The organism is Glutamicibacter protophormiae, assembly GCF_014647495.1.
Classification (GTDB): Bacteria; Actinomycetota; Actinomycetes; order Actinomycetales; family Micrococcaceae; genus Glutamicibacter; species Glutamicibacter protophormiae.
Genome location: NZ_BMPH01000005.1, coordinates 119,422 through 140,084 on the forward strand (window position 1 = coordinate 119,422; position 20,663 = coordinate 140,084).

Consider the following 20,663-nt stretch of genomic DNA (forward strand, 5'->3'; position numbering starts at 1 on the left):
GCCACGGAAGCTGAAAGAGGGAACACATGAGAATCATCGTCTTGATGAAGGAAGTCCCGGATACCTACGGTGAACGCACCATAGATCTGGAAACCGGGCTGCTGAAGCGCACGGAGGCCGAGCCGGTGCTCGACGAGATCACCGAGCGCGCGCTGGAGGTGGCGTTGCGCCATCGCGAGGCGCAGCCGGGCACCGAAGTGGTGCTGCTGAGCGTGGGCCCGGAAGGCAGCCTGCCGACCACCCTGCGCAAGGGACTGGCCATGGGCGCGGACCGCGCGGTGCACGTGCAGGATCCGGCGCTGCTCGGCGCGGATTTGACGCTGACCGCCCAGGTGATCGCCGCCGCGGCCAAGCAGATCGGCTTCGACCTGGTCATCGCCGGGAACGTCTCCACCGACGGCGGAGGCGGCGCACTGCCGTCGATGCTGGCGGAACTGCTCGGCGTGGCCGGGCTGGCGGCGCTGTCCAGCGTGCAGATCGACGAGCTGACCGTCGCCGGGCGCGTCAACACCGACGTGGAGCGCTACGACGCCAGCGCCGACCTGCCGGCGGTCATCTCGATCACCGAGGCGCTGCCGGATGCCCGCTTCCCGAACTTCAAGGGCATCATGGCCGCCAAGAAGAAGCCGTTCGACACCCTGGACCTGCAGGCCCTGGGCCTGGCGCCGGGCGAGGAGGACGCGCGGTCCATCGTGATCTCCGCCGCCGCCCGTCCGGCGCGCAGCGCCGGCACGCGGATCGTCGACGAAGGCAACGCCGGCGAGCAGATCGCCGAATTCCTGGCCAAGAACCAACTGATCAAGGGGCATTAAGATGAGCAGCAATTCCGGGAACCCGATCCTGGTCCTGGTGGACACCTCGCCTGAAGGGCAGCTGCGCGCGGGCGCGGCGGAACTGCTCGGCGCGGCCGCCTCGGTAGGCAGCGCCGTGGCGCTGGCCGTTGCGCCGTCCGGACAGGCCGAGCGCCTGGCCGGCGAGCTGGCCGAGCTGGGCGCGCAGCGCGTGCTGGTCGCCGGCTCCGAGGCCTTCGGCGCCGAGGTCATCGCCCCGCTGGTCGACGCGCTGGCCGCCGCCTACGCGCAGGTGCAGCCCGAAGCCGTGCTGGCCCCGAACTCGATCCGCGGACGCGACGCCGCAGCGCGCTTCGCCGCCCGCGCCAGCCTGGCGCTGGCCGTGGACACCGTGGGCATCGGCCGCGACGAGGAAGGCATCATCGCGCACCACTCCGTGTACGGCGGCGCTTACCTGGTCGACTCGGCCGCGAGCACCGGAGCCCTGGTCGCCACCCTGCGGCAGGGATCCAGCGAGGCCCGCGCCCAGGCGCAGCCGGTCCAGCTTGAACCGCTGGCCGTGCAGCCCTCCGGAGCGCCGGATGCGGTGGCCACCTCCCGCGAAGAGGCGGTCATCGAGTCCTCGCGCCCCGACCTGCGTGGAGCGGACATCGTGGTCTCGGGCGGACGCGGCCTGGGCTCGGGAGAGAACTTCTCCCTGGTCGAGTCGCTGGCCGACGCCCTGGGCGGCGCCATCGGCGCTTCCCGCGCCGCGGTAGACGCAGGCTACGTGCCGCAGACCATGCAGGTGGGCCAGACCGGTGTCACCGTGGCACCGCAGCTGTACATCGCGCTGGGCATCTCCGGCGCCATCCAGCACCGGGCCGGCATGCAGACCTCCAAGACCATCATCGCCATCAACAAGGACCCGGAGGCCCCGATCTTCGACGTCGCTGACTTCGGCGTGGTCGGCGACCTGTTCACCGTGGTCCCGCAGCTGGTCGAGGCCATCGAAGGAAAGCGGGCGAACTAATGGCACGGCAGGGACTACCGCGCACCCCGGGGGCGGCCCAGGCGCCGCCGCCGCCGGCACCGGTGCAGGAGAACGAACCGCCGCAGCAGGCAGCTGAAGCAGCTGCCGCCTCAGCGCCGGCCGCCTCGACCGGCGTGCGCCGCGGGCTGCCGCGGCCGGGGGCCGCACCAGCGGCTGCCGAATCGTCCGTGACCCAAGCAGCTCCGGGGCAGCCAGCTGACTCCGCTGCGGCGGTCAAGGCCGAACCGGTGGCCGAACCGGTGGCTGCCGCGCCTGCTGCGGCGACCGGGCGCCGCGGGCTTCCGCGTCCCGGGGCCGCAAGCGCGCCGGCTGCGTCTCAAGCGCCGGCGGCCGCCGCCCCGGCTGCGGCGGATGCGCCAGCCCCTGCCAAGCCAGAAGCCGCGGCCCCGAAGGTGCAGGCCGCGGCCACTGCGGCACCAGCCAAGCCGGCTCCGACCCCGCCCGGGGCGCTGGCCAAGCTGTGGGCCACCGCAATCGGCAAGACCGTGCTGCTGGCCGCGGGGCTGCTGGTGCTCCTGGGCGCCGCAGTGCTGCTGGCCCGTTGGCTGGTCGGAATGGAATCAGTGCAGGAATTCCTCACCCGGTACCCGGGGGAGACCCACCTGCCCGAGGGCGCCCCGGTGGGGCTTCCTGCCTGGATGGGCTGGCAGCACTTCTTCAACATCTTCCTGATGGTGCTGATCATCCGTTCGGGTTGGCAGGTGCGCACCCAGCGCCGGCCGCCGGCGAGCTGGACCGCGAAGTTCGGCAAGAACCCCAAGAAGATCAGCATCAACCTGTGGTTCCACCAGTTCCTGGACATCCTCTGGCTGGTCAACGGCGCGGTGTTCGTCATCCTGCTGCTGACTACCGGGCAGTGGATGCGAGTGGTGCCCACCAGCTGGGAAGTCTTCCCGAACGCGCTCTCGGCGGCCCTGCAGTACCTGTCCCTGGACTGGCCGACCGAGAATGGCTGGGTGAACTACAACAGCCTGCAGGTGCTGGCCTACTTCACGACAATCTTCTTGGCCGCGCCGCTGGCTGCGGCCACGGGATTCCGGATGTCCGGAGCATGGCCGTCGAAGGCCGAGAAGCTGTCGCGCGCCTACCCGATCGAGGTCGCACGGGCGATCCACCTGCCGGTGATGTTCTACTTCGTGGCATTCATCGTGGTGCACGTGGCACTGGTATTCTCCACCGGGGCGCTGCGCAACCTGAACCACATGTACGCGGCGCAGGACGCGGTGAACTGGACTGGATTCTGGATCTTCTTCGCCTCGCTGCTGGTCATCGTCGGCGGCTGGTTCGCCGCCCGGCCGATCCTGCTGGCCCCGCTGGCCTCGCTGTTCGGCAAGGTCGGACGCTAGCCGACGCACTTGGAAGGACCGCTCCTCGCTTATCCGCGATGGGGCGGTCCTTTGCTGTTGCCGACGGGATGGCAAGCCGATAACTGATTCTTGTGGGTGCGAAAGTGGGACTGCCCTTGCAGGGTTGCGGCGCGCGGGGTTCACTTTAATATCGAGAGTCCATCATTTCGAGTTGGGGACCGGGCAGGATTGAGAAACGAGTAGACGTTTGGCACAGCGCAAGACAGAACGAAAGAACCTGCAGGGCGAAGAAACCCGAACCAGAATTCTTGAAAAGACCATGCGGCTGGTCGCGGTCCACGGATATGCGGGAACCAGCCTCAGCATGGTGCGCAGAGCCTGCAACGTATCGGCAAGTTCCATCTACTGGCACTATTCAGGCAAAGAGGAACTGGTTGCGGCCGCCCTGGAACACGCCTACCGTTCCCAGGCCCAGCGGCTGCCGAACTGGCTGGATACCCCTCCCTCGTCCTCGCGCGCCAACGATCTCTATTCGCAGCTCATGCACTCGCCCAATGGCGAAGGGGAGATGGGGTACTGGCGCGTAGGACTGCAGCTTGCGCTGACCAAGCCCGAGGAACCGATCCCGGCCCGCGACAGGTTCCTGCAGATCCGCGCCGAAGGCATCGAGTGGACGGCGGACTGGTGGGAACGAACGCTGCCGGAAAACATGCCGCAGCGGCGGGAAGCCGCTCGCCTCATGGGAAACTTCACGGTCGCCGAACGTGAAAGCAGTTTCCTGAAGCTTCGCGGACCGCGGACTACCGACACCGCCCGGCTGACCAAAATGGTCGCCGCGGCCCTGGACGCCGTGGCTGCACAGCTGGTGACCTTAGCTGAAACCAGCAACCTGACGCCATCCACCCCGACCCCACCGCAGATGACGCTTGTGGCCTGTGCCGAGGACGCCGAGTCGGGCCGCGAGGCCATCTTGCGCGCGACGCAGGAGGTTATCGGGCAGTCGGGATACGACGGGGTGAGCATCGCCAAGGTCTGCGAGCGGGCAGGGCTTCCCGCCAGCTCCCTGTATTGGTCATTCAAGGACAAGGACGAGCTGCTGTCCACCGTCATCTCCAACGCGTGCGCCGGCTGGAAGCAGCTGCGCGAGAAGGAATTCGCCCTGCCGCCAGGCGAGCACTGGGCCGAGCAGGTGCGCACGTTCATTTTGCCGTCCCTGAAAGGCACGGAGCACGGCCAGGGCGCGGTGCCGATGAGCCTGCTGTTGCTTTTGCAACGCGCCGAGCATGTCCATGCCGGCCGCAACGAACTTGAAGGAGTCTTGCAGGAGACCTTCGAAGCGACCGTCGACTGGTTCTGCGCACTACTGGGCCCCGCATCCGTGCCGCTGCGCCGCCACGCCCAGGACGTCGCCATCTGCCTATTCCGCTTGCTGGACGGGATGCTGATCGGACGCCGGGTGGTGGAGCAGTTTTACGACCCCCAGCTTTTGGCTACGTTGATCAGCAATGCCATCGTGCAGATTGCACAGCGCGGAGCCCAAGCGGCGTGAGGCTCTGAGCCTGAACCATGGCTTTCAGAACTAGCAAGTTTTAAGCTTTGAAGAGCAATTGCCGCGCAGGTCTGTTCCCCGCCATGACGGGGAAACTTCCGGGCTGCGGCCTATTTCTTTGTGCCTTCCGGACCACCCGCGGCCGCGCCCCGAACATTACGCTGGGAAATGACAAGGTTCACGAGCCCGCCACGAAGCCGTTGCCAGACTGGTTTCCCCGGGCCCCACGCCGTGTCAGCCGCAAGAGCTCGGCCCTGGAAATCGGGAATACAACATGCGCTGATCCGCAAGGCAGCGGAAAACTATCCAAGGTCCGGGGATCGTGGAATCATTTGCCAGTTCATTGAGTCGCATTTCAGGGAGGAAGTGAATTGCTGCAAAGCGCCAAGTCCACTGCAAATTCAAGGCAAAATGCGACAGCATGGAAATCTGTCGATACACACTGGCTTATTGCAGGAGTTTATACTCGATGGGAGAATGTTCATATTCCCCGTCAAGCTTTCGGCATGGAACGAAACGCAGGCTGCTGTAGCGATCCTGCCCGCAGACTGATCCAAGGCAACCAAGGCCCACGATTCTAGATCCAGATAGTGCGCAAGATCGAAGGAACATGAATCTATTGGAGTACCGAGGAGATCATGAATTACCGGCGCAAAGACATCCACTTGTCGCTCACGAACGACCAGCTGGATGATCTCATCAGTGCGCTGGAAGCGCACCGCGACGGCTTCAGAAAACTGGCAGCCGATGCAAAACTCGGTTTCGGACTGGATGCCTCATATTGGGGCGGTCGGGTAGCTGATGTCCAGAATCTGCTCGACACCGTGCACCGTCAGGCCGAGAGCGGAAACATCGAGTCTCATACGGCAGAACGGGAAGACTCATAGCGTAGGGCCCCTTGGTCCGATGCGGGCCTAGTACGGCTCTACAGGCGCAACGGATCTGGTGAAACTCATATCCGTACGGATGAAACACGGCACCTCGTGGATCGCCGCGCTGTGCGCCCAAAAGGACACGCGAAACGGCGAGAGCCGGGTGAGCCGGTTCCTGACGCACAGGTCGCCCAGGGTGGTCTCAGGCGGCAGGGGCTCCACCCTGGTGAAGATCGGGCTGGGAATCGTGATATGCCAAAGTTCCAGATTGTCGCTCTCTGCTTCGCCGAGCGCCAGCAGGACTGCGCGGCCATGAATGGAGACGAATCCCATCACGTCGTCCAGCAATTCCGCTCGATCCGCCATCACGACGGGCATCCCTTCGGTCCAGCCGTAACTGGCTAGATGGCGTCTGGCCTCAGGCGAGCTAAGAAGTTCGCTAATGCGTTGGCTGGTGTGCGAACGCAGTTCTGGATAGTCCATATTTTCCTCCGCTGATGGCAGCTCTCCGAAAGGTGATTGCCCACGAAATCCTGCTGCAGTGGTTGCCAGCAGAAATCCCCGGGTGTCGCCTGCGGCGCTCGGTGATCATCGTGGAGTGTTCTTCTGACAATACGCCCAAATTCGCGATTCGAACATTCGGCATCCACCACCAAATACGGCGAATAAATTCTCAGCGCCGAGATTTTCTCATCTGCCGATAGGCGGTTGCGGGTTACTGGTGGCGGCCCCGCTCCCGACAGCAAAGCACGACGAGCAGACCCCCGAAGGATAAATCCGTCGGGGGTCTGCTCGGGTTGGAGGCCGTGTCGCCCTAGTCTGCTGCGCCGCTCATTTCTTCTGCGGTACGCACCAGCTCCTGGGCCCAGGCGAGCACCTGGGAACCGGAAACGCCCTGAGGCAGATCGGAAGCGCGCAAGACCAGCCGTACCTTGCCGGCGGCATCGCGGACCGGTGCCAGCAGCGAGTCCACGTCATAGCTGCCTTCCGCGGCGAAGTCCACCGGGGCGTAGCCGGAGGAGGTCTGCGCAATGATTTCGCGCAGCCTGCGCTCCTGGGCTGGGGTATAGAGGCCCGAGGAGTACTCGCGCAGCACCGAGTAGACCTCGTCGTCCGCGTAGTCCCCGCGCATGGTCACCGACCAGCCACGATCGCGGGCGGCCTGCAGTCGGGCGCGGTAGTCCTGGGGAGTGCATTCGTCCGAGGGCAGCGCGCGGGCCAGCCAGCGGTCGATGGTGTCCTCGTCCTCCCATGCCAGGCACATTTCGCCCATGGGCGGCATCAGCGGGATGCGTTCGCCCAGGCGCTGGCCGTCATGGAACTCCCCGGTGCCGGAGACGATTACCGCCATTTCGTCGCCGATGACGGCCATGGTGGAGATATCCGCGCCCAGCGATGCCGCGAGCTGCTTCATTGTCTGGCTGTGGCGTTCGGCGCGGCGCACCCCGCGGATCAAATCCGTTTCGAACGGGGCATGCAGCGACAGCGGGGCGAAGCGCCCGTAGCCGCCCTGGAAGAACAGCAGCGGCGCTACCGGCGAGCAGACCTGCAGCTCCTGCACCGCGCCAACCACGATGTGGTGGTCTCCGGCATCGGTGATGGACTCGAAGGTGCAGTCGATGTAGGCGACCGCGCCATCCAGCACCGGGGCGCCGGACGGCGCCGGGGTCCAGGCGATGTCCTCGAATTTGTTCGGCGCGCGGCCGGCGAAGCGGCGGCACAGTTCCTCCTGGTCCGCGGCCAGCACGTTCACGCAGAAGGAGCTGGCGGTGCGCAGTTTCTTGAAGGTGGAGGATGCCACCGTGGGCAGGAAGCCCACCAGCGGCGGGTCCAGCGACACCGAGGTGAAGGAGCCGACGATCATGCCGACCGGCTCGCCGTCATCGGTGATGCCGGTGATCAGCACGACGCCGGTCGGGAAGTGTCCCAGGACGTTGCGGAACGCCATCGGATCTGAGACGGACGGGGTCTGTGCCCCCAGTGCTACTGCATTCACGGTCTTTTCCTTTCAGTGCTTCGCTGGCGCAGCTATTTCTGGCCGATGAGGTCCAGGGCGACATCCACGATCATGTCCTCCTGGCCGCCGACCATGCGGCGCTTGCCCAGTTCCATGAGGATGTCGGTGGTGGCGATGCCGTAGCGCTCGCTGGCGGCTTCGGCATGGCGCAGGAAGCTGGAGTACACGCCCGCGTAGCCCAGCGAGAGGGTTTCGCGGTCCACGCGTACCGGGCGGTCCTGCAGCGGGCGGACCAGGTCGTCCGCCGCGTCCATGAGCGTGGGCAAGTCGCAGCCGTGCTCGAAGCCGTACTTGTCGGCGGCGGCGATGAACGCCTCCAGCGGGGCGTTGCCCGCTCCCGCCCCCATGCCTGCCAGCGAGGCGTCCACGCGGTTCGCGCCGTGTTCCACGGCGGTGAGCGAGTTCGCGATGCTCAGCGAGAGGTTCTCATGGGCGTGGATGCCGATCTCAGTGGCAGGGTCCAGCAGCTGGCGGAAGGCGTCGACGCGTTCGGCCACGCCCTTCGGGGTCAGCGCGCCGCCGGAGTCCACCACGTACACGCAGGTGGCGCCGTAGCTTTCCATGAGCTTGGCCTGGCGGGCCAGCTCGGCGGGCTCGGTCATGTGGGACATCATCAAGAAGCCCACGGTGTCCATGCCCAGCTCGCGCGCGGCCGCGATGTGCTGCGCGGAGACATCCGCCTCGGTGCTGTGGGTCGCGATGCGCACCACGGTGGCGCCAGCCGAGTTGGCGGCCTTTAGGTCCGTGATGGTGGCGATGCCCGGCAGCGCCAGGGTGGCGACCTTGGCGTTCTTCACCGCTGCGGCGACCGCGGAGATCCACTCCAGATCGGTGTGGGCGCCGAAGCCGTAGACGCAGGAGGAGCCGTTGATGCCGTCGCCGTGGGCGACCTCGATGGAGGCGACCCCGGCCTTGTCCAGTTCGGTGGCGATGGCGACTGCCTGCTCGACGCTGTACTGGTGGCGGATGGCGTGCATGCCATCGCGCAGGGTGACATCTGAGATGTAGAGCTTGCTCATGCCCGGGCCTCCTGGAGTGCTGGGTTTTCTGCGGTGGTTGAGTGGTGCTGTGCCCAGCGTTCGGCCACGGCCATCGCGGCGGAGGTCATGATGTCCAGGTTGCCCGCGTAGGCCGGCAGGTAGTGCGCGGCGCCGGTGACTTCCAGCATCACGGTGACGCGGACGCCGGTGAAGTTGCCGGATTCCGGTAGGTACAGCGGGTTCTGCTCGGTGAAGGTCTCGAACTGCACGGCCTGCTTGAGCTGGTAGCCGGGAACGTAGCCCTGCACCTTGGCTGCCATGTCCAGGATCGAGGCTTCGATCTGCTGCACGTCCGGATCACCCTCGACCAGCGCGTAGACGGTGTTGCGCATGAGCATCGGGGGCTCGGCGGGGTTCAGGATCATGATGGCCTTGCCGCGGCCCGCGCCGCCGATGTCCACTAGCGCCTGCGAGGTGGTCTCGGTGAATTCGTCGATGTTGGCGCGGGTGCCCGGGCCGGCGGACTTCGAGGAGACCGAAGAGACGATTTCCGCGTAGCGTACGGGGGCGACGGCGCTGATGGCCGCAACCATCGGCACGGTGGCCTGGCCGCCGCAGGTGACCATGTTCAGGTTCGAGTCATCCAGGTGGTCTTCCAGATTGACCACCGGGATGCAGGACGGGCCGACGGCCGCCGGGGTCAGATCCAGCACCCGGACCCCGGTATCCTTCAGCTTCTCCCAGTTGGCGCGGTGCGCGCCGGCGCTGGTCGCGTCGAAGACGACCTTGATGTCCTTGAAGTTCGGCAGGGCCAGCAAGCCGTCGATGCCCTCGGCGGTGGTGGGCACCCCGAACTTGGCCGCGCGGCCCAGGCCGTCGGATTCCGGGTCGATGCCGACCATGGCGCCCATTTCCAGGCGCGTCGAGCCGCGCATGACCTTGATCATCAGGTCGGTGCCGATATTGCCGGAGCCGATGATGGCCACCGGCCAGCGATTGTGCTGTTCCATTAGTTCTCCTCGTGCGTGATGCGGACCTGTCCCAGGCCCTGGATGGTTGCCACCGCGTTGGCTCCGGCGGGGAAGTCGACCATGGGGCCCAGCGCCCCGGTCATCAGGATTTCTCCGGCGCGCAGCGGCCGGCCCAGCGATGCCATTCGGCGCACCAGCCAGAGCGCGGCGCGGTAGGGGTGGCCCAGGCAGGCGGCGCCGGATCCGACCGAGCGCACCTTGCCGTTGACTTCCATGGCCATGCCGACGGCCGACAGGTCCAGCGCCGTGGGCAGCACCGGCACCGTGCCGGTGACGATCTGCCCGCAGGAGGCGTTGTCCGCAATCGTGTCCAGAATCGAGATATCCCAGTTCTCGATGCGGGAGCCGACGATTTCGATGGCCGGAAGCAGGTGGTCCACCGCGGAGATCAGTTCGGTGATGGTGGTGTCCGGGTGCGGCAGGTCCTTGTTCAGGACCAGTGCGATTTCCGCCTCGACCCGCGGCTGCAGCACCGCGTTGGCGGCCAGCGGCTCGCCGTCGGCCAGGCACATGTCTGCGAACAGCACCCCGAAATCAGGCTGGTCCACACCCATTTGGGCCTGCACGGCCGGGGAGGTCAGGCCGATCTTGCGGCCGACGACCCGGCGTCCGGCGCTGATCGCGTGGTCCTCGTTCAGCCGCTGGACCTCGTAGGCGGCTTCGATGCCGCCGGCGGCGAGCTCATCGCGGATGGGGCTGATGGCAACGCCGTTGAGTTCAGCCTCGCGCAGACGCAGGGCGAGATCCGCCAGTGCCGTGGACTGTGCGCGAACCGTTTGAGTGTGTGTAGTCATCCGTCCTCCAAAGTGAAACTCCAGTATCTACAGCTCGCTTCGGGACGTGATTCGGTTGTCTCAGAGAGCGGGATAAATAAATTGAAACTAGTTCTAGTTTTTCCCTGTAGTGACGTGTACAGTGAATGAAAACAAAGACGTGGTTCATGTCACATGGAAGTTTGCAGCAGCTTCCGGTGGCCCGCACACAAGCATGACCTGCGCAACGCTGCGCAGTAGAAGACTTGAATCCCTTTTCCCAGGAAGGTTTCCAAATGAGCGTTTTGACCTCTGCCCCCACCCTTATGCCGGCTGTGCAGACGGCCAGCCAGGCTCCGTCCATGGTCTCCCGCATGACCATGATCATGGAGGCGTTCGAGCCCCAGGATGCGCGCCTGCTTCTGGACGAAATCACGGTTCGCGCGGGGTTGCCGCGGTCAACCACGCACCGCATCCTCGACCAGCTGGTGCAGCTGGGCTGGCTGGAGCACGCCCCGGACGGCTATGGCATGGGATGGCGCTCGCTGAAGTACCGCAACAACGACTCGATCAGCAGCCGGATCCGCGCAGAGGCGGCGCCGTTGCTGCACGATCTGCAGATCCGCACCGGCAAGGTCGTGCATCTGGCGGTGCTGGAGGGCGCGAATATCCGCTACCTCGACAAGTTGGGTGGACCGACTGCGGTGACCATTCCCTCCCGCGTGGGCGGCGTCAATCCGGCCCACGGCACCGCGTTGGGCAAATCGATGCTGGCGTGGATGGACCCGGAAGACCTGGACGAGATTTTCGCGAGCGGCCTGCCCGGAGTCACCGGCAAGACGCTGACCGACTCGGCCTTGCTGTACTCGGAGCTGGCGCGCATCCGCCGCCGCGGGGGCCTGGCCTATGAAACCGGTGAAAGCTACGAAGGCATCACCTGCGTTGCCTCGGCCATCCGCATTCGCCGCAAGCCGGTGGCCGCGCTGTCCCTGGTGGGCCGAGGCCGCGATTCCATGGAGCTGGTGGCTCCGCTGGTTCAGCAGGCCGCGCATCGAATCTCCGAGGCGCTCAGTGCCCGGCTTCGATGACCGCCTGACTGGAATTTTCCAGTCGCCCCGGCGCTCGTTGGCTTGCTCTCAAGCCGCCCGGTCATGGCCGCCAAATGCTGGCAGGCATCCAATGGAGGATGCCTGGCAGCATTGCACGTCTTTCGGCATTGCGCGAGGTAATAACGTGATGTTGGGCCTCGACCCGCCGTAGCCTTGAGGAAAAGCAAGGCGACGCTGAAATGAGGTGGCTGCAGTGGCCAAGAAAAAGAAGAAGCCGCAGCGCAAGCAGGGGCATCCGGCGAAGGTCAACGCCAATGTCCTCTCGCTGACCCATGCGAAGGTCAAACGGGGGCTCGACGCGCTGACTCCGGACTACGTGCGGTGGTTCGACCAGACCTATCAGGGCGCCGGCGCGGTGGAGATGGACCTGATGGCGGTGCGCGATTCGCTGAGCTTCTACGCGGATCTCGTCGGATTGGACTCCGTCACGGACTTCGACCCCCAGGCTGTTGTGGCCATTGTCCACGGCTTGGTTGAACGCGAGGAACGCCGCGAGGACCAGGAGCACCTCGGCAGGATCCTTTCCGAAGCCTGGATTTCCTACAGCCTGTTCCTCGAAGAATCCGGGCAATGGAAGCATCACGCCAGAGAGCTGGAGATGCTGCGCGAAGGCCTGCACAGCGCGCAGTTTGCGTTCAACGGGGGACCTGGAATCGGCGGGATCTTCGAGCAGGAGGCCGAGCTGAGCACGGAAGAACGCGAGGCCGTTGCGAAAGCGCAGTTCGATGCCATGCCGGTAGTCGCGCTCGGGCGTGCGATGGCCGACTGGGTTGCCAATGCGCCTGAACGCGAGTGGGACTCCAAGAATCCCGAGCCTTTCATCCAATCCGCCGTGCAGGAGCTGGCGGCGTCGATCCCGATGGGGATCACCGGCGAACGCCGTGAGGTGATCGTGGGATACGTCTTCATGGGGCTGGCCATGGCAGGGGTGCTGAGTCTGGACTTCGGCCAGCCGCAGCTTATCGACAATGCCCAGGGACTCGCCACGGCCGAGGGGGATGTGGGTCTGGGCGCCACCTATCTGCTGGTGCGTTCTGTAATCCAGCTGCTGATCGCGACTCCTGAAGAAGGCGATGAGGAAGCCGACGAAGTGTGGGACCTGACGCTGGGCTGGCTCACCGCGGCTCAGGACGGCGAGCCTCAATTGGTGGCGGGAGATCGATACCCGGACCGCAGCGAGGAGGCCTGGGCGAAGGCCCACGCGCGGATGCGGGAAATGACTGATTTGGGAATCGTTGAATCCGGCGACTACTACACGGTGCCACCCGTGGTGCAGGCCATTCTGGCGGATCTGGAGGACGAGGAACTGGGTCCCGACGCCGACGAGGAAACACTCTACGGTGACGCTGCAGACTGGGAGGAAGAAGAGCTGTTCCGCCCCGAGCGGACCGAGCCGTATACCGGGCAAGTCCTGCAGCTGAAGCTGGGACTGCGGGATACCAAGCCGCCGATCTGGCGCCGGGTGCTGGTGCCCATGGATCTGCACCTAGGCGACCTGCATGACATCATCCAGGCCGCCTTCAACTGGGACAATACCCACCTGCACATCTTCCGCACCGGGCTCTACGACGGGACCAGTTACGGGGCGGACATCCCCGAGATGGAAGTCGATGTCGAAGAAACCGCTGCCCTGGTGTCGGAAGTCCTCAAGGCCGAGAAGGACAGGCTGGAGTACAGCTACGACTTCGGCGATGACTGGCGGGTGCGCATCGATGTCGAGAAGGTCCTCGACGCGGACGGGGGATTCCTGCCGCGCTGCACCGGAGGCCGGCGCTTCTCGCCGCTGGAGGATTCCGGCGGAACCGAGGGCTGGGACGCCAAAATGGAAATTATCCGGGATGCCGGGCATCCGGAGCACGAGGAAGTCCGGGAGTGGCTGGAGGACATGTATTTCGAGATCCCGGATCCAGCGGAGTTCACCATTGACTCGGTCAACGAACGGCTGATGGAGGAGTTCTAGTCCCCAAGCTTCAGTGCGTCCCGGTGGTCCGGCCGGCAAAGATCCCCTTGCACCTGCTGCAGCGCAGGTCCAAGGGGATCTTTGGTTTTGGCGTCTACTGCTTGCGCTGGATGAACACCACGGTGTCTTCAAGCGTGGCCGGGTTCCCGTTGGGATCGGTGATCTCGCGTTCGATGACTTCCGCCTGCAGGACGTTCCACCGATCGGAATCCAGCTGCAACGCTTCGAGCTCGGTATCCGGCTGCGGGAAGGCGGGAACCTCGCCATCGAAGGCCGGGGCAAAGGAAGGCCGTGCGGCATGGGACAGCGCCAGCAGATGCCCGCCGGGGGCCACCAGCTGCGCGGCCTTGCGCAGGATCTCGGCGCGCGCGAACTCGAACGGCGCCTGGAAGAAGCTCAGCGTCACCAGGTCGAAGGTCTGGGAGGTGCTCCACTCGGACAGGTCCGCGGCGATGAAAGTGGCCTGCGGCTCGGTGAAGCCGTGTTTCGCCGCGTCCTGCCGGGCACGCTCCACCGCGGTCGGGGAGATGTCGACACCGGTGGCCTGCCATCCGCGGGAGGCCATCCACATCACGTCGCCTCCCTCGCCGCTGCCCAGGTCAAGGGAGGTGCCGGGGGCCAGCGGAGCGACCAGTCGCTCGATGACTTGGTTGACCTTGCCCGACCAGACGCGCTCGGAGCCGCCGTAGTGCTTCTCCCAGAACTCGACTCCGCGAAGCTCCTCGGTATCGTGATGGTGGTCCATGCCTGCATTCCCCTTTAGTTCCTAGCCGATGGGTCCTCATCAACGATCCTAGGCGCATGCGGCGGGCCGGGCGAGGCGGTTTGCGCCACCGGCAAAAACCCATACATTGCCTACCGTGCGCTGACCTTTCCGAAGAGCCGGGCAATGGACGCCAGGATCATCGGCCGGCAGGCAGCCCAGGCGGCCGCGGTGGCCAGGATGGCCACGGCAAACAGCCACAGGCCGGTCCAGTTGTCGGCGAACTCGGCTGGATCCGAGGATCCCTGGGCTGCGAACATGTGGTTGAGGTTGCGCAGCGCCCCGGTGGATAGCACCAGCGCCACATGCACCACGATGAACAGCGCGAAGTAGAGCATGGTGGGGAAGTGCAGCGCGCGGGCCACTTCGATCGGATAGCGCTTGGTCAGCGCCGTCGCGCTCTTGGGCCAGAAGGCACTGAGGCGGAATCCGGTGGCGGCCGCCAGCGGCGCGGCGATGAATACCGTCGCGAAGTAGGCCAGCTGCTGCAACGCGTTGTAGTTCACCCAGCCGTTCTCCGTGGGCCAGTCCAGCGTCATGTACTGCAGCGCGGCGGAGATGGCGTGGGGAAAAACTTCCCAGGAGGTCGGGATGATTCTCATCCAGTGCCCGGAAGCGAACAACAGGACCACGAACACCAGGCCATTGACCAGCCAGAGCAGGTCCAGGCTCTGGTGCAGCCACAGGTTGATGCTCACCTTGGGGCTGCGTTTCGAGGACCAATAGGCAGGCGGTTTGCGCTGATGCCGGACCTGCAACCCTGTACGGATGATCAAGATCATCAGGAACAGGTTGAAGAAGTGGTTCCAGGCAAGCCATCCCGGGATTCCCACGGGTGCCGACTCGGGCAGGTGGTATTCGCCCGGGTAGCGGGCGATGAAGCTGGAGATCGCGTCGAACCCGACGAACCAGCGGGCCAGCAGGACGACCGCGGTGGCCATGCCCAGTGCGCAGAAGGCGCCGAGCACCCCGGCCAGCACCCACTGCCTGGTGGTCAGCGGGCCGTGGCGCTTCGGTTCGGACTTCTTGGGTGCCGCCGCGGCAGCCGCGGCAGGCCTTGCTGGGGCAGTTGCCGGGGCGAGTGGCTGGCGCGGCTGTGGTGCCGCAGTCGGCTTGGCAGGAGCAGGCTCGGCAACCGAGGCCGCCACCGCAGCGGGCTGCGCCGGCTTTGCCTTGGGTTCGGGTGCTTCGGGCTGCGGCGCAGGTGCCGATGGCGTGGCAGCAGCAGGTTTGGTCTGCGCGGCCGGCGCCGCGGATTCCTGCTCGGCTGGGGCTGCAGGTTGTATGGGCGAAGTGCTCTTAGCGACGGAAGCCGCTGGAGCCGCGTGGGCCGGGGCGGCCGATGCCGGTGGCCATGGCTGGCCCCCGGGGACCCGGGGCAGCCCGCGGCGCAGATTCCCTGCCGAAGCGGTTTCAGCGGCCTGATCGGCGGATGCCTGGACAGCAGGGGCTGGGGTCGCGGTCGCGACTGTTCCGACCGATGGGATGGCCTCCGGGTCCGCGGCGGGCGCGGCTTGTGCCGGCAGTGCAGCAGCTTCAACCGTACCGGCAGACGCGATGGAAGTTCCGGCCGGGGGCCAGGGCTCCGCTCCCGGCACTCGCGGCAGACCGCGGCGCAGGGCGCCTCCAACGGCCGGTGCTGGAACAGTGGGAACCAACGGTGCGGCCGGGACAGCTGGCTCCACCGGTGTCGGCGACGCGGGGGCCTGCGCCACGGGATTATCGACAGCATCGGCGCAAGCCGGTGGTTGCGCAGTGTCGAGCTGGCTGGAATTGCCCGGGAGCTCTTCAGAAGCCGCGGCCGGGAAGCCGGCGGGCGGCCATGGTTCGCCGCCGGGGATGCGCGGCAGCCCCTGGCGCAGCGTACGGGTCGGGGTGCTCATGGCTACCGGCCCTTCGCGGCTTCCAGCGCGGCAATCAGCTGCGGAACCACCGTGAACACGTCGCCGACGACGCCGAAGTCCGCGATGTCGAAGATCGGGGCATCGGCGTCCTTGTTGATGGCCACGATGGTTTTGGCGGTCTGCATGCCGGCCTTGTGCTGGATGGCTCCGGAGATGCCCAGCGCCACATACAGCTGCGGGGACACCGAGACGCCGGTCTGGCCCACCTGAGCCGCATGGGGAACAAAACCCGCATCCACCGCGGCGCGCGATGCGCCGACGGCGGCCCCCAACGCATCGGCCAGCTGCTCGACCAGCGCGAACTGCTCCGCATTGCCCAGGCCGCGGCCGCCCGAGACCACGCGGTCGGCCGAGCGCAGTTCCGGACGCGATGAGGTCGACTCGACGGTTTTAAGGTCCGTGACCTCGACGTCCGGCTTGCCGCTGGCGGCAACCTCCAGCTCGGAGGACAGTTCCGGCTGGGCCTCGGCCCGGGCTTCGATGCTGCCCACCCGTACGGTGATCACCGGGGCGCCGAAGGTTGGGGCGCTGGTGGTGGAGAAGGCTCCGCCGTAGATCGCATGGGACGCGAGGACACCTTGCTCATCCCGGGAAACCCCCACGGCGTCGACGCTCAGCGAGGACCGTGCGCGCACGGCGAAGCGGGCCGCGATTTCGCGGCTGGTGTCGGTATGCCCGGCCAGCACCGCCTGCGGCTGGACCAGCGCGGCGGCGGCCTGCAGCGCATCCACCAGCTGCACGGTCGGCCGGCCCTCCAGCGGCACCGTCAGCACCCGGCTGGCGCCGGAGGCGCTGGCCTGCGCGGCCAGCGTTGGCAAGGCATCCGCCGGCCCGGCGACCAGCGCCACGGGGGTGCCCACGGATGCCGCGGCGCCCAGCAGCTCTGCGTGGTTCTTGGCCAAAGCGGGGCCCGGCGCGGTTTCCAGAAGAACGAGAATCGAATCGGTGGCAAAAGTTGTCATGGGTGTTCTCCGATCACGCCAGGTTGTTCTTGACCAGGAAGTCTGCCAGCGCGTTGCCGGCCTCGCCGTCATCGGTGATGACGGTGCCCGCCGTGCGCGGCGGCTTCTGCGCTACCGAGAGCATGATGGTCCGGGCGGTGTCCGCGGGCAGCGGGTCGACACCCAGGTCTGCCAGGCCCAGCACCTCGATCGGCTTCTTCTTGGCGGCCATGATCCCCTTGAAGTTCGGGAAGCGGGCATCGGGCAGGGACTCGGTAATGGAGGCGATGGCCGGAAGGGGCACGCGGATCTGCGCTGCGGCGCCGTCGAATTCGCGGGATCCCTCCACGGCTTCCGGGCCGATCCGGATTTCCGATAGCCCGGTGGCCGCCGGCAGGTCCAGCAGCTCGGCCAGCATGGCAGGCAGCACCCCAGCGGCCCCGTCGGTGGACATGTTGCCGGTCAGGATCAGGTCGTAGCCCCCGCGTCGCAGCGCGGCGGCCAGGGTGTCGGCGGTCAGCAGCAGATCCGCGCCGAGCAGCTGCTCGTCGCTGATATGGACGGCGGACGCAGCTCCCATGGCCAACCCCTTGCGCAGGGTTGCCTGGGCGGAATCCGGCCCCATGGTCAGTACGGTGATCTCGGTTCCCGGGGTCCCGTCGGCGTACTTGAGCGCGACTTCCAAGGTGCGCTCGCCGATTTCGTCGAGAACTGCCTCGGACGCCGCCCTGTCCGCCAATCCGGTGTCCAGATTCAGCAGCCGGTCCGCCCCCGTGTCGGGGACTTCCTTGATCAGAACAGCGATCTTCATCAATCTCTCCTCAGCTAATCCGCATGCGCTGCACGCCGCCCGGTGGGTTTCGGGCCGCCGTCTGGCGGTCGAGGATGCCGACCACCGAGTGAAGCATGTGTTGTTCAACACAATACTGATTAATGCCGCCCAGCGCCGGATTGCAGGGCGCGGTTCATCCTCGTTTGACGAAAAAGACCAGGTGAAGCATGTATCCCTCGCGCTGAAGGAACCGGTGCGCTTAGCCCGAGTCGCTAGTTTCCTGAGGCCGTCGCGGAGCGCTGTTCGAGCAAGGTTCGGATGCCGTCGAAGTGGTGGGCCATCAGCGCCTGGGCGGTCTGGACGTCCTTGGCAATGACCGCATCCAGGATGCGCCGGTGGCCGCGGGCGGTTTCGACCAGCATTTCCTGGTCGTGCGGGAAGCTGCTAATCGAATCGTGGATCGAGTGATAGACGTCCCAGAAGACACCCATCAAGTTGGAGAGCAGTCGATTATTCAGCGGTTCGAAGAGGATTTGATGGAACTGGCGGTCCGCGTCGGTGAAGCCCTCGCCCGCGGCGGCATGCTGCTCCATCTGTTGCACGCAGTCTCCCAGTCGCTGCAGGTGGTTCTGGGTCGCCGAGGCGATGGCGATGCCGATGAGCCCGGTTTCCAGAGCCTGGCGCACATCGACAAGTTCGCTGGCGCTCTGGCCATTCTGGCGTAGCGACATTTGGCCGCGGAAGGACAGGGTGTCATAGAGGGCGCTGAGGTTTTCCTCAGCGACGAACATGCCGAATCCGTGACGGGTATCAATTATGCCCTGGGCCTGGAGCACTTTGATCGCCTCGCGCAGCGAGTTGCGACCCACCCCCAACTCGACCATGAGTTCCTGCTCGGTGGGCATGGGATCGCCGGGCGCGAGATTGCGATCGAGAATGATCCCAGTGATGTCATTCGTCAGAGCGCGTAGGCGGGATCTGGCGTCGGATCGCCGAGCTGCTGTACTCATGTTTCGGGTTTCCTTTCCGGGGGGGCATCGGTGCGGAAAGTGACGCTGTTGACGAAGTCGCGTGACTCCCGTTACAGTCTAATCCATAGATCGGACATCCCACGTCCGACGAACAGACATTTTTCTCTCGGAGGTGGAAAACAATGCCGATCAAGGACGTGGCAAACAAATCCATGGAACGTCGAAATTTCCTCAAGATCAGCGGCATGATCGGTGCCGCGGCGTTCTTCTCATCAAGTCTCGCCGCCTGCTCCTCGGGCGACACCGGCACCAACATCGGCGCTGACGCCAGTGGCGCGTCAGGAGCTCTGGCGCTTACTGCCGGCATCTCCTACGCGCTGTCGACCGGCTTTGACCCGATGACCTCGTCGGGCGCGACCCCATTCGCCGCCAACATGCACATTTTCGAAGGCCTGGTCGACCTCGACCCGGCAACGCGCGAGCCGTATCTGGCCCTGGCCGCGGCCGATCCACAGCAGGTCAACGACACCACTTGGGAAGTCGAACTGCGCAAGGACGCGAAGTTCCACAACGGCGAGCCGGTAACCGTGGACGATGTGGTCTATTCCTTTGAGCGCGTGCTGGACCCGAAGAACGCTTCGCTGTTCGCCCAGTTCATCCCGTTCATCAAGTCGGTCAAGGCCAAGGGTGACTCCGCCGTGACCTTCACGCTCAACTACGCCTTCCCGCTGTTCCCGACCCGCATCTCTGTGGTCAAGGTCGTCCCGAAGGCCGTCGCTTCCAAGGACCAGGCCGGTTTCGACGCCAAGCCGATCGGCTCCGGCCCGTACAAATTCGTTTCGGCGACCAAGGACGACAAGATCGAGTTCGCCAAGTTCGCGGACTACAACGGCCAGTACGCCGCCAAGGCCGACACCATGACTTGGTTCCTGCTCTCAGACGCCGCGGCCCGCGTGACCGCCATGGAATCCGGCCGCGTCGCGGCCATCGAGGACGTGCCGTACCTGGACGTCGACCGCCTGAAGTCCAAGGTCAACATCGAATCCGTGCAGTCCTTCGGCCTGCTGTTCCTGATGTTCAACTGCGAGCAGAAGCCGTTCACCGACGTCCGCGTCCGCCAGGCCCTGCACTACGCGCTGGACACCGAGTCGATCATCAAGACCGCGCTGCTGGGCAACGCCAAGGCCGCTACCTCCTACGTGCAGGACACCCACCCGCAGTACGTCAAGGCCGACACCGTCTACACCTACGACCAGTCCAAGGCCGAGTCGCTGCTCAAGGAAGCCGGCGTCACCTCGCTGAACTTCGAGCTGCTGACCACCGACACCTCCTGGGTCAAGGACATCGCCCCGCTGATGCTCGAATCCTGGAACAAGCTGCCGGGCGTCACCGTGACCATGCAGAACCTGCAGTCCGGCGCGCTGTACGCGGACAACGTGGACGCTGGCAAGTTCACCGTGGTGGCCGCCCCGGGCGACCCGTCGGTCTTCGGCAACGACCTGGACCTGCTGCTGTCCTGGTTCTACCGCGGCGACGTATGGCCGAAGAACCGCTTCCGCTGGACCGGCACCGCCGAGTACAGGGAACTGCAGAAGAACCTCGACGCCGCGGTGAAGGCCAAGGACGAGGCCGGTGCCAAGGCCGCCTGGGCCAAGGCCATCAACCTGGTCGCCGCGCAGGTGCCGCTGTACCCGATCCTGCACCGCCAGCTGCCAACGGCCTGGGACTCGGCCAAGCTCGACGGCTTCCAGCCGCTGCCGACCACTGGAATCTCCTTCGTCGGAGTTGCACCGACGGCCTAGCGCCTTCCTGCTTCGATGAAGTCCTCGTGCAGGGCGCCGCGTCCGGCCGCACCCGGGTGCGGCGCCCTGCACACCCGCCGAAATATTCTTCCCCAAAACCCAACGGAGT

The 20,663-nt window shown here is 65.8% G+C and carries 18 protein-coding genes; 8 read left to right on the plus strand and 10 right to left on the minus strand.

Annotation, left to right across the window (positions count from 1 at the left end; all coding sequences use genetic code 11):
• The first annotated feature begins 26 nt into the window (after positions 1-26).
• From IEY43_RS07915 to IEY43_RS07935, 5 genes are all read left to right on the plus strand, one after another.
• Positions 27-812, plus strand: a complete 786-nt coding sequence (locus IEY43_RS07915; protein WP_188948057.1) for an electron transfer flavoprotein subunit beta/FixA family protein — start codon at positions 27-29, stop codon at positions 810-812.
• Position 813: 1 nt separating this feature from the next.
• A complete protein-coding gene (locus IEY43_RS07920) occupies positions 814-1,803 on the plus strand; it encodes an electron transfer flavoprotein subunit alpha/FixB family protein (protein WP_188948058.1) in 990 nt (329 codons plus the stop codon).
• The gene (locus IEY43_RS18145) at positions 1,803-3,170 is read left to right on the plus strand and encodes a cytochrome b/b6 domain-containing protein (protein ID WP_229777318.1); all 1,368 of its coding nucleotides are present in this window, start codon (positions 1,803-1,805) and stop codon (positions 3,168-3,170) included. The genes IEY43_RS07920 and IEY43_RS18145 overlap by 1 nt, the downstream gene beginning before the upstream one ends.
• Before the next feature lie 208 nt (positions 3,171-3,378).
• Positions 3,379-4,680, plus strand: coding sequence for a TetR/AcrR family transcriptional regulator (locus tag IEY43_RS07930; RefSeq protein WP_188948059.1), 1,302 nt, complete (start codon positions 3,379-3,381; stop codon positions 4,678-4,680).
• A gap of 638 nt (positions 4,681-5,318) precedes the next feature.
• Positions 5,319-5,567 (plus strand): hypothetical protein, encoded by a 249-nt coding sequence (locus IEY43_RS07935; RefSeq protein WP_188948060.1) that lies wholly within the window; start codon positions 5,319-5,321, stop codon positions 5,565-5,567.
• A gap of 27 nt (positions 5,568-5,594) precedes the next feature.
• Here IEY43_RS07935 and IEY43_RS07940 read toward each other — a convergent pair whose 3' ends face one another.
• From IEY43_RS07940 to mhpD, 5 genes are all read right to left on the minus strand, one after another.
• Positions 5,595-6,035, minus strand: a complete 441-nt coding sequence (locus IEY43_RS07940; protein ID WP_188948061.1) for a hypothetical protein — start codon at positions 6,033-6,035, stop codon at positions 5,595-5,597.
• Between the two features lie 331 nt (positions 6,036-6,366).
• A complete protein-coding gene (locus IEY43_RS07945; RefSeq protein WP_188948062.1) occupies positions 6,367-7,548 on the minus strand; it encodes a flavin reductase in 1,182 nt (393 codons plus the stop codon).
• Between the two features lie 32 nt (positions 7,549-7,580).
• Entirely contained in the window at positions 7,581-8,588 is a 1,008-nt protein-coding gene (gene dmpG / locus IEY43_RS07950; RefSeq protein WP_188948063.1) for a 4-hydroxy-2-oxovalerate aldolase, read from the minus strand.
• Complete coding sequence (locus tag IEY43_RS07955; RefSeq protein WP_188948064.1) at positions 8,585-9,559, minus strand: acetaldehyde dehydrogenase (acetylating); 975 nt, start codon at positions 9,557-9,559, stop codon at positions 8,585-8,587. Before IEY43_RS07955 ends, dmpG begins: the two co-directional genes overlap by 4 nt.
• Positions 9,559-10,374 carry a 2-keto-4-pentenoate hydratase gene (gene mhpD / locus IEY43_RS07960; protein ID WP_188948065.1) on the minus strand — a complete coding sequence of 272 codons (816 nt, stop codon included), beginning with the start codon at positions 10,372-10,374 and terminating at the stop codon, positions 9,559-9,561. Before mhpD ends, IEY43_RS07955 begins: the two co-directional genes overlap by 1 nt.
• Positions 10,375-10,628: 254 nt before the next feature.
• Here mhpD and IEY43_RS07965 point away from each other — a divergent pair, with 254 nt between their 5' ends.
• Together IEY43_RS07965 and IEY43_RS07970 are read left to right on the plus strand one after the other, a co-directional pair.
• The gene (locus IEY43_RS07965; protein ID WP_188948066.1) at positions 10,629-11,420 is read left to right on the plus strand and encodes an IclR family transcriptional regulator; all 792 of its coding nucleotides are present in this window, start codon (positions 10,629-10,631) and stop codon (positions 11,418-11,420) included.
• A 214-nt stretch (positions 11,421-11,634) separates the two neighbouring features.
• Positions 11,635-13,401 (plus strand): plasmid pRiA4b ORF-3 family protein, encoded by a 1,767-nt coding sequence (locus IEY43_RS07970; protein ID WP_188948067.1) that lies wholly within the window; start codon positions 11,635-11,637, stop codon positions 13,399-13,401.
• 94 nt (positions 13,402-13,495) lie between these two features.
• Here the strand turns inward: IEY43_RS07970 and IEY43_RS07975 are convergent, their stop codons facing one another.
• From IEY43_RS07975 to IEY43_RS07995, 5 genes are all read right to left on the minus strand, one after another.
• The gene (locus IEY43_RS07975; protein ID WP_188948068.1) at positions 13,496-14,146 is read right to left on the minus strand and encodes a class I SAM-dependent methyltransferase; all 651 of its coding nucleotides are present in this window, start codon (positions 14,144-14,146) and stop codon (positions 13,496-13,498) included.
• Positions 14,147-14,256: 110 nt separating this feature from the next.
• The gene (locus IEY43_RS07980) at positions 14,257-16,047 is read right to left on the minus strand and encodes a cytochrome b/b6 domain-containing protein (protein WP_188948069.1); all 1,791 of its coding nucleotides are present in this window, start codon (positions 16,045-16,047) and stop codon (positions 14,257-14,259) included.
• Positions 16,048-16,049: 2 nt separating this feature from the next.
• The gene (locus tag IEY43_RS07985) at positions 16,050-17,030 is read right to left on the minus strand and encodes an electron transfer flavoprotein subunit alpha/FixB family protein (RefSeq protein WP_188948070.1); all 981 of its coding nucleotides are present in this window, start codon (positions 17,028-17,030) and stop codon (positions 16,050-16,052) included.
• 13 nt (positions 17,031-17,043) lie between these two features.
• The gene (locus IEY43_RS07990; protein ID WP_188948071.1) at positions 17,044-17,820 is read right to left on the minus strand and encodes an electron transfer flavoprotein subunit beta/FixA family protein; all 777 of its coding nucleotides are present in this window, start codon (positions 17,818-17,820) and stop codon (positions 17,044-17,046) included.
• Positions 17,821-18,053: 233 nt separating this feature from the next.
• A complete protein-coding gene (locus IEY43_RS07995; RefSeq protein WP_188948072.1) occupies positions 18,054-18,791 on the minus strand; it encodes a FadR/GntR family transcriptional regulator in 738 nt (245 codons plus the stop codon).
• A 143-nt stretch (positions 18,792-18,934) separates the two neighbouring features.
• Between IEY43_RS07995 and IEY43_RS08000 the strand changes: the two genes are divergently transcribed.
• A complete protein-coding gene (locus IEY43_RS08000; RefSeq protein ID WP_209550351.1) occupies positions 18,935-20,554 on the plus strand; it encodes an ABC transporter substrate-binding protein in 1,620 nt (539 codons plus the stop codon).
• The last annotated feature ends 109 nt before the right edge of the window (positions 20,555-20,663 follow it).

What these genes read in the sequence shown, in the direction of transcription:
- IEY43_RS07990 (WP_188948071.1), bottom strand. Translation starts at nt 17,820, where the DNA reads ATGAAGATCGCTGTTCTGATCAAGGAAGTCCCCGACACGGGGGCGGAC.
- dmpG (WP_188948063.1), bottom strand. Translation starts at nt 8,588, where the DNA reads ATGAGCAAGCTCTACATCTCAGATGTCACCCTGCGCGATGGCATGCAC.
- IEY43_RS07915 (WP_188948057.1), top strand. Translation starts at nt 27, where the DNA reads ATGAGAATCATCGTCTTGATGAAGGAAGTCCCGGATACCTACGGTGAA.
- IEY43_RS07935 (WP_188948060.1), top strand. Translation starts at nt 5,319, where the DNA reads ATGAATTACCGGCGCAAAGACATCCACTTGTCGCTCACGAACGACCAG.
- IEY43_RS07965 (WP_188948066.1), top strand. Translation starts at nt 10,629, where the DNA reads ATGAGCGTTTTGACCTCTGCCCCCACCCTTATGCCGGCTGTGCAGACG.
- IEY43_RS07940 (WP_188948061.1), bottom strand. Translation starts at nt 6,035, where the DNA reads ATGGACTATCCAGAACTGCGTTCGCACACCAGCCAACGCATTAGCGAA.
- IEY43_RS07985 (WP_188948070.1), bottom strand. Translation starts at nt 17,030, where the DNA reads ATGACAACTTTTGCCACCGATTCGATTCTCGTTCTTCTGGAAACCGCG.
- IEY43_RS07920 (WP_188948058.1), top strand. Translation starts at nt 814, where the DNA reads ATGAGCAGCAATTCCGGGAACCCGATCCTGGTCCTGGTGGACACCTCG.
- IEY43_RS07955 (WP_188948064.1), bottom strand. Translation starts at nt 9,559, where the DNA reads ATGGAACAGCACAATCGCTGGCCGGTGGCCATCATCGGCTCCGGCAAT.
- IEY43_RS18145 (WP_229777318.1), top strand. Translation starts at nt 1,803, where the DNA reads ATGGCACGGCAGGGACTACCGCGCACCCCGGGGGCGGCCCAGGCGCCG.
- IEY43_RS08000 (WP_209550351.1), top strand. Translation starts at nt 18,935, where the DNA reads ATGCCGATCAAGGACGTGGCAAACAAATCCATGGAACGTCGAAATTTC.
- IEY43_RS07980 (WP_188948069.1), bottom strand. Translation starts at nt 16,047, where the DNA reads ATGAGCACCCCGACCCGTACGCTGCGCCAGGGGCTGCCGCGCATCCCC.
- IEY43_RS07975 (WP_188948068.1), bottom strand. Translation starts at nt 14,146, where the DNA reads ATGGACCACCATCACGATACCGAGGAGCTTCGCGGAGTCGAGTTCTGG.
- mhpD (WP_188948065.1), bottom strand. Translation starts at nt 10,374, where the DNA reads ATGACTACACACACTCAAACGGTTCGCGCACAGTCCACGGCACTGGCG.
- IEY43_RS07995 (WP_188948072.1), bottom strand. Translation starts at nt 18,791, where the DNA reads ATGAGTACAGCAGCTCGGCGATCCGACGCCAGATCCCGCCTACGCGCT.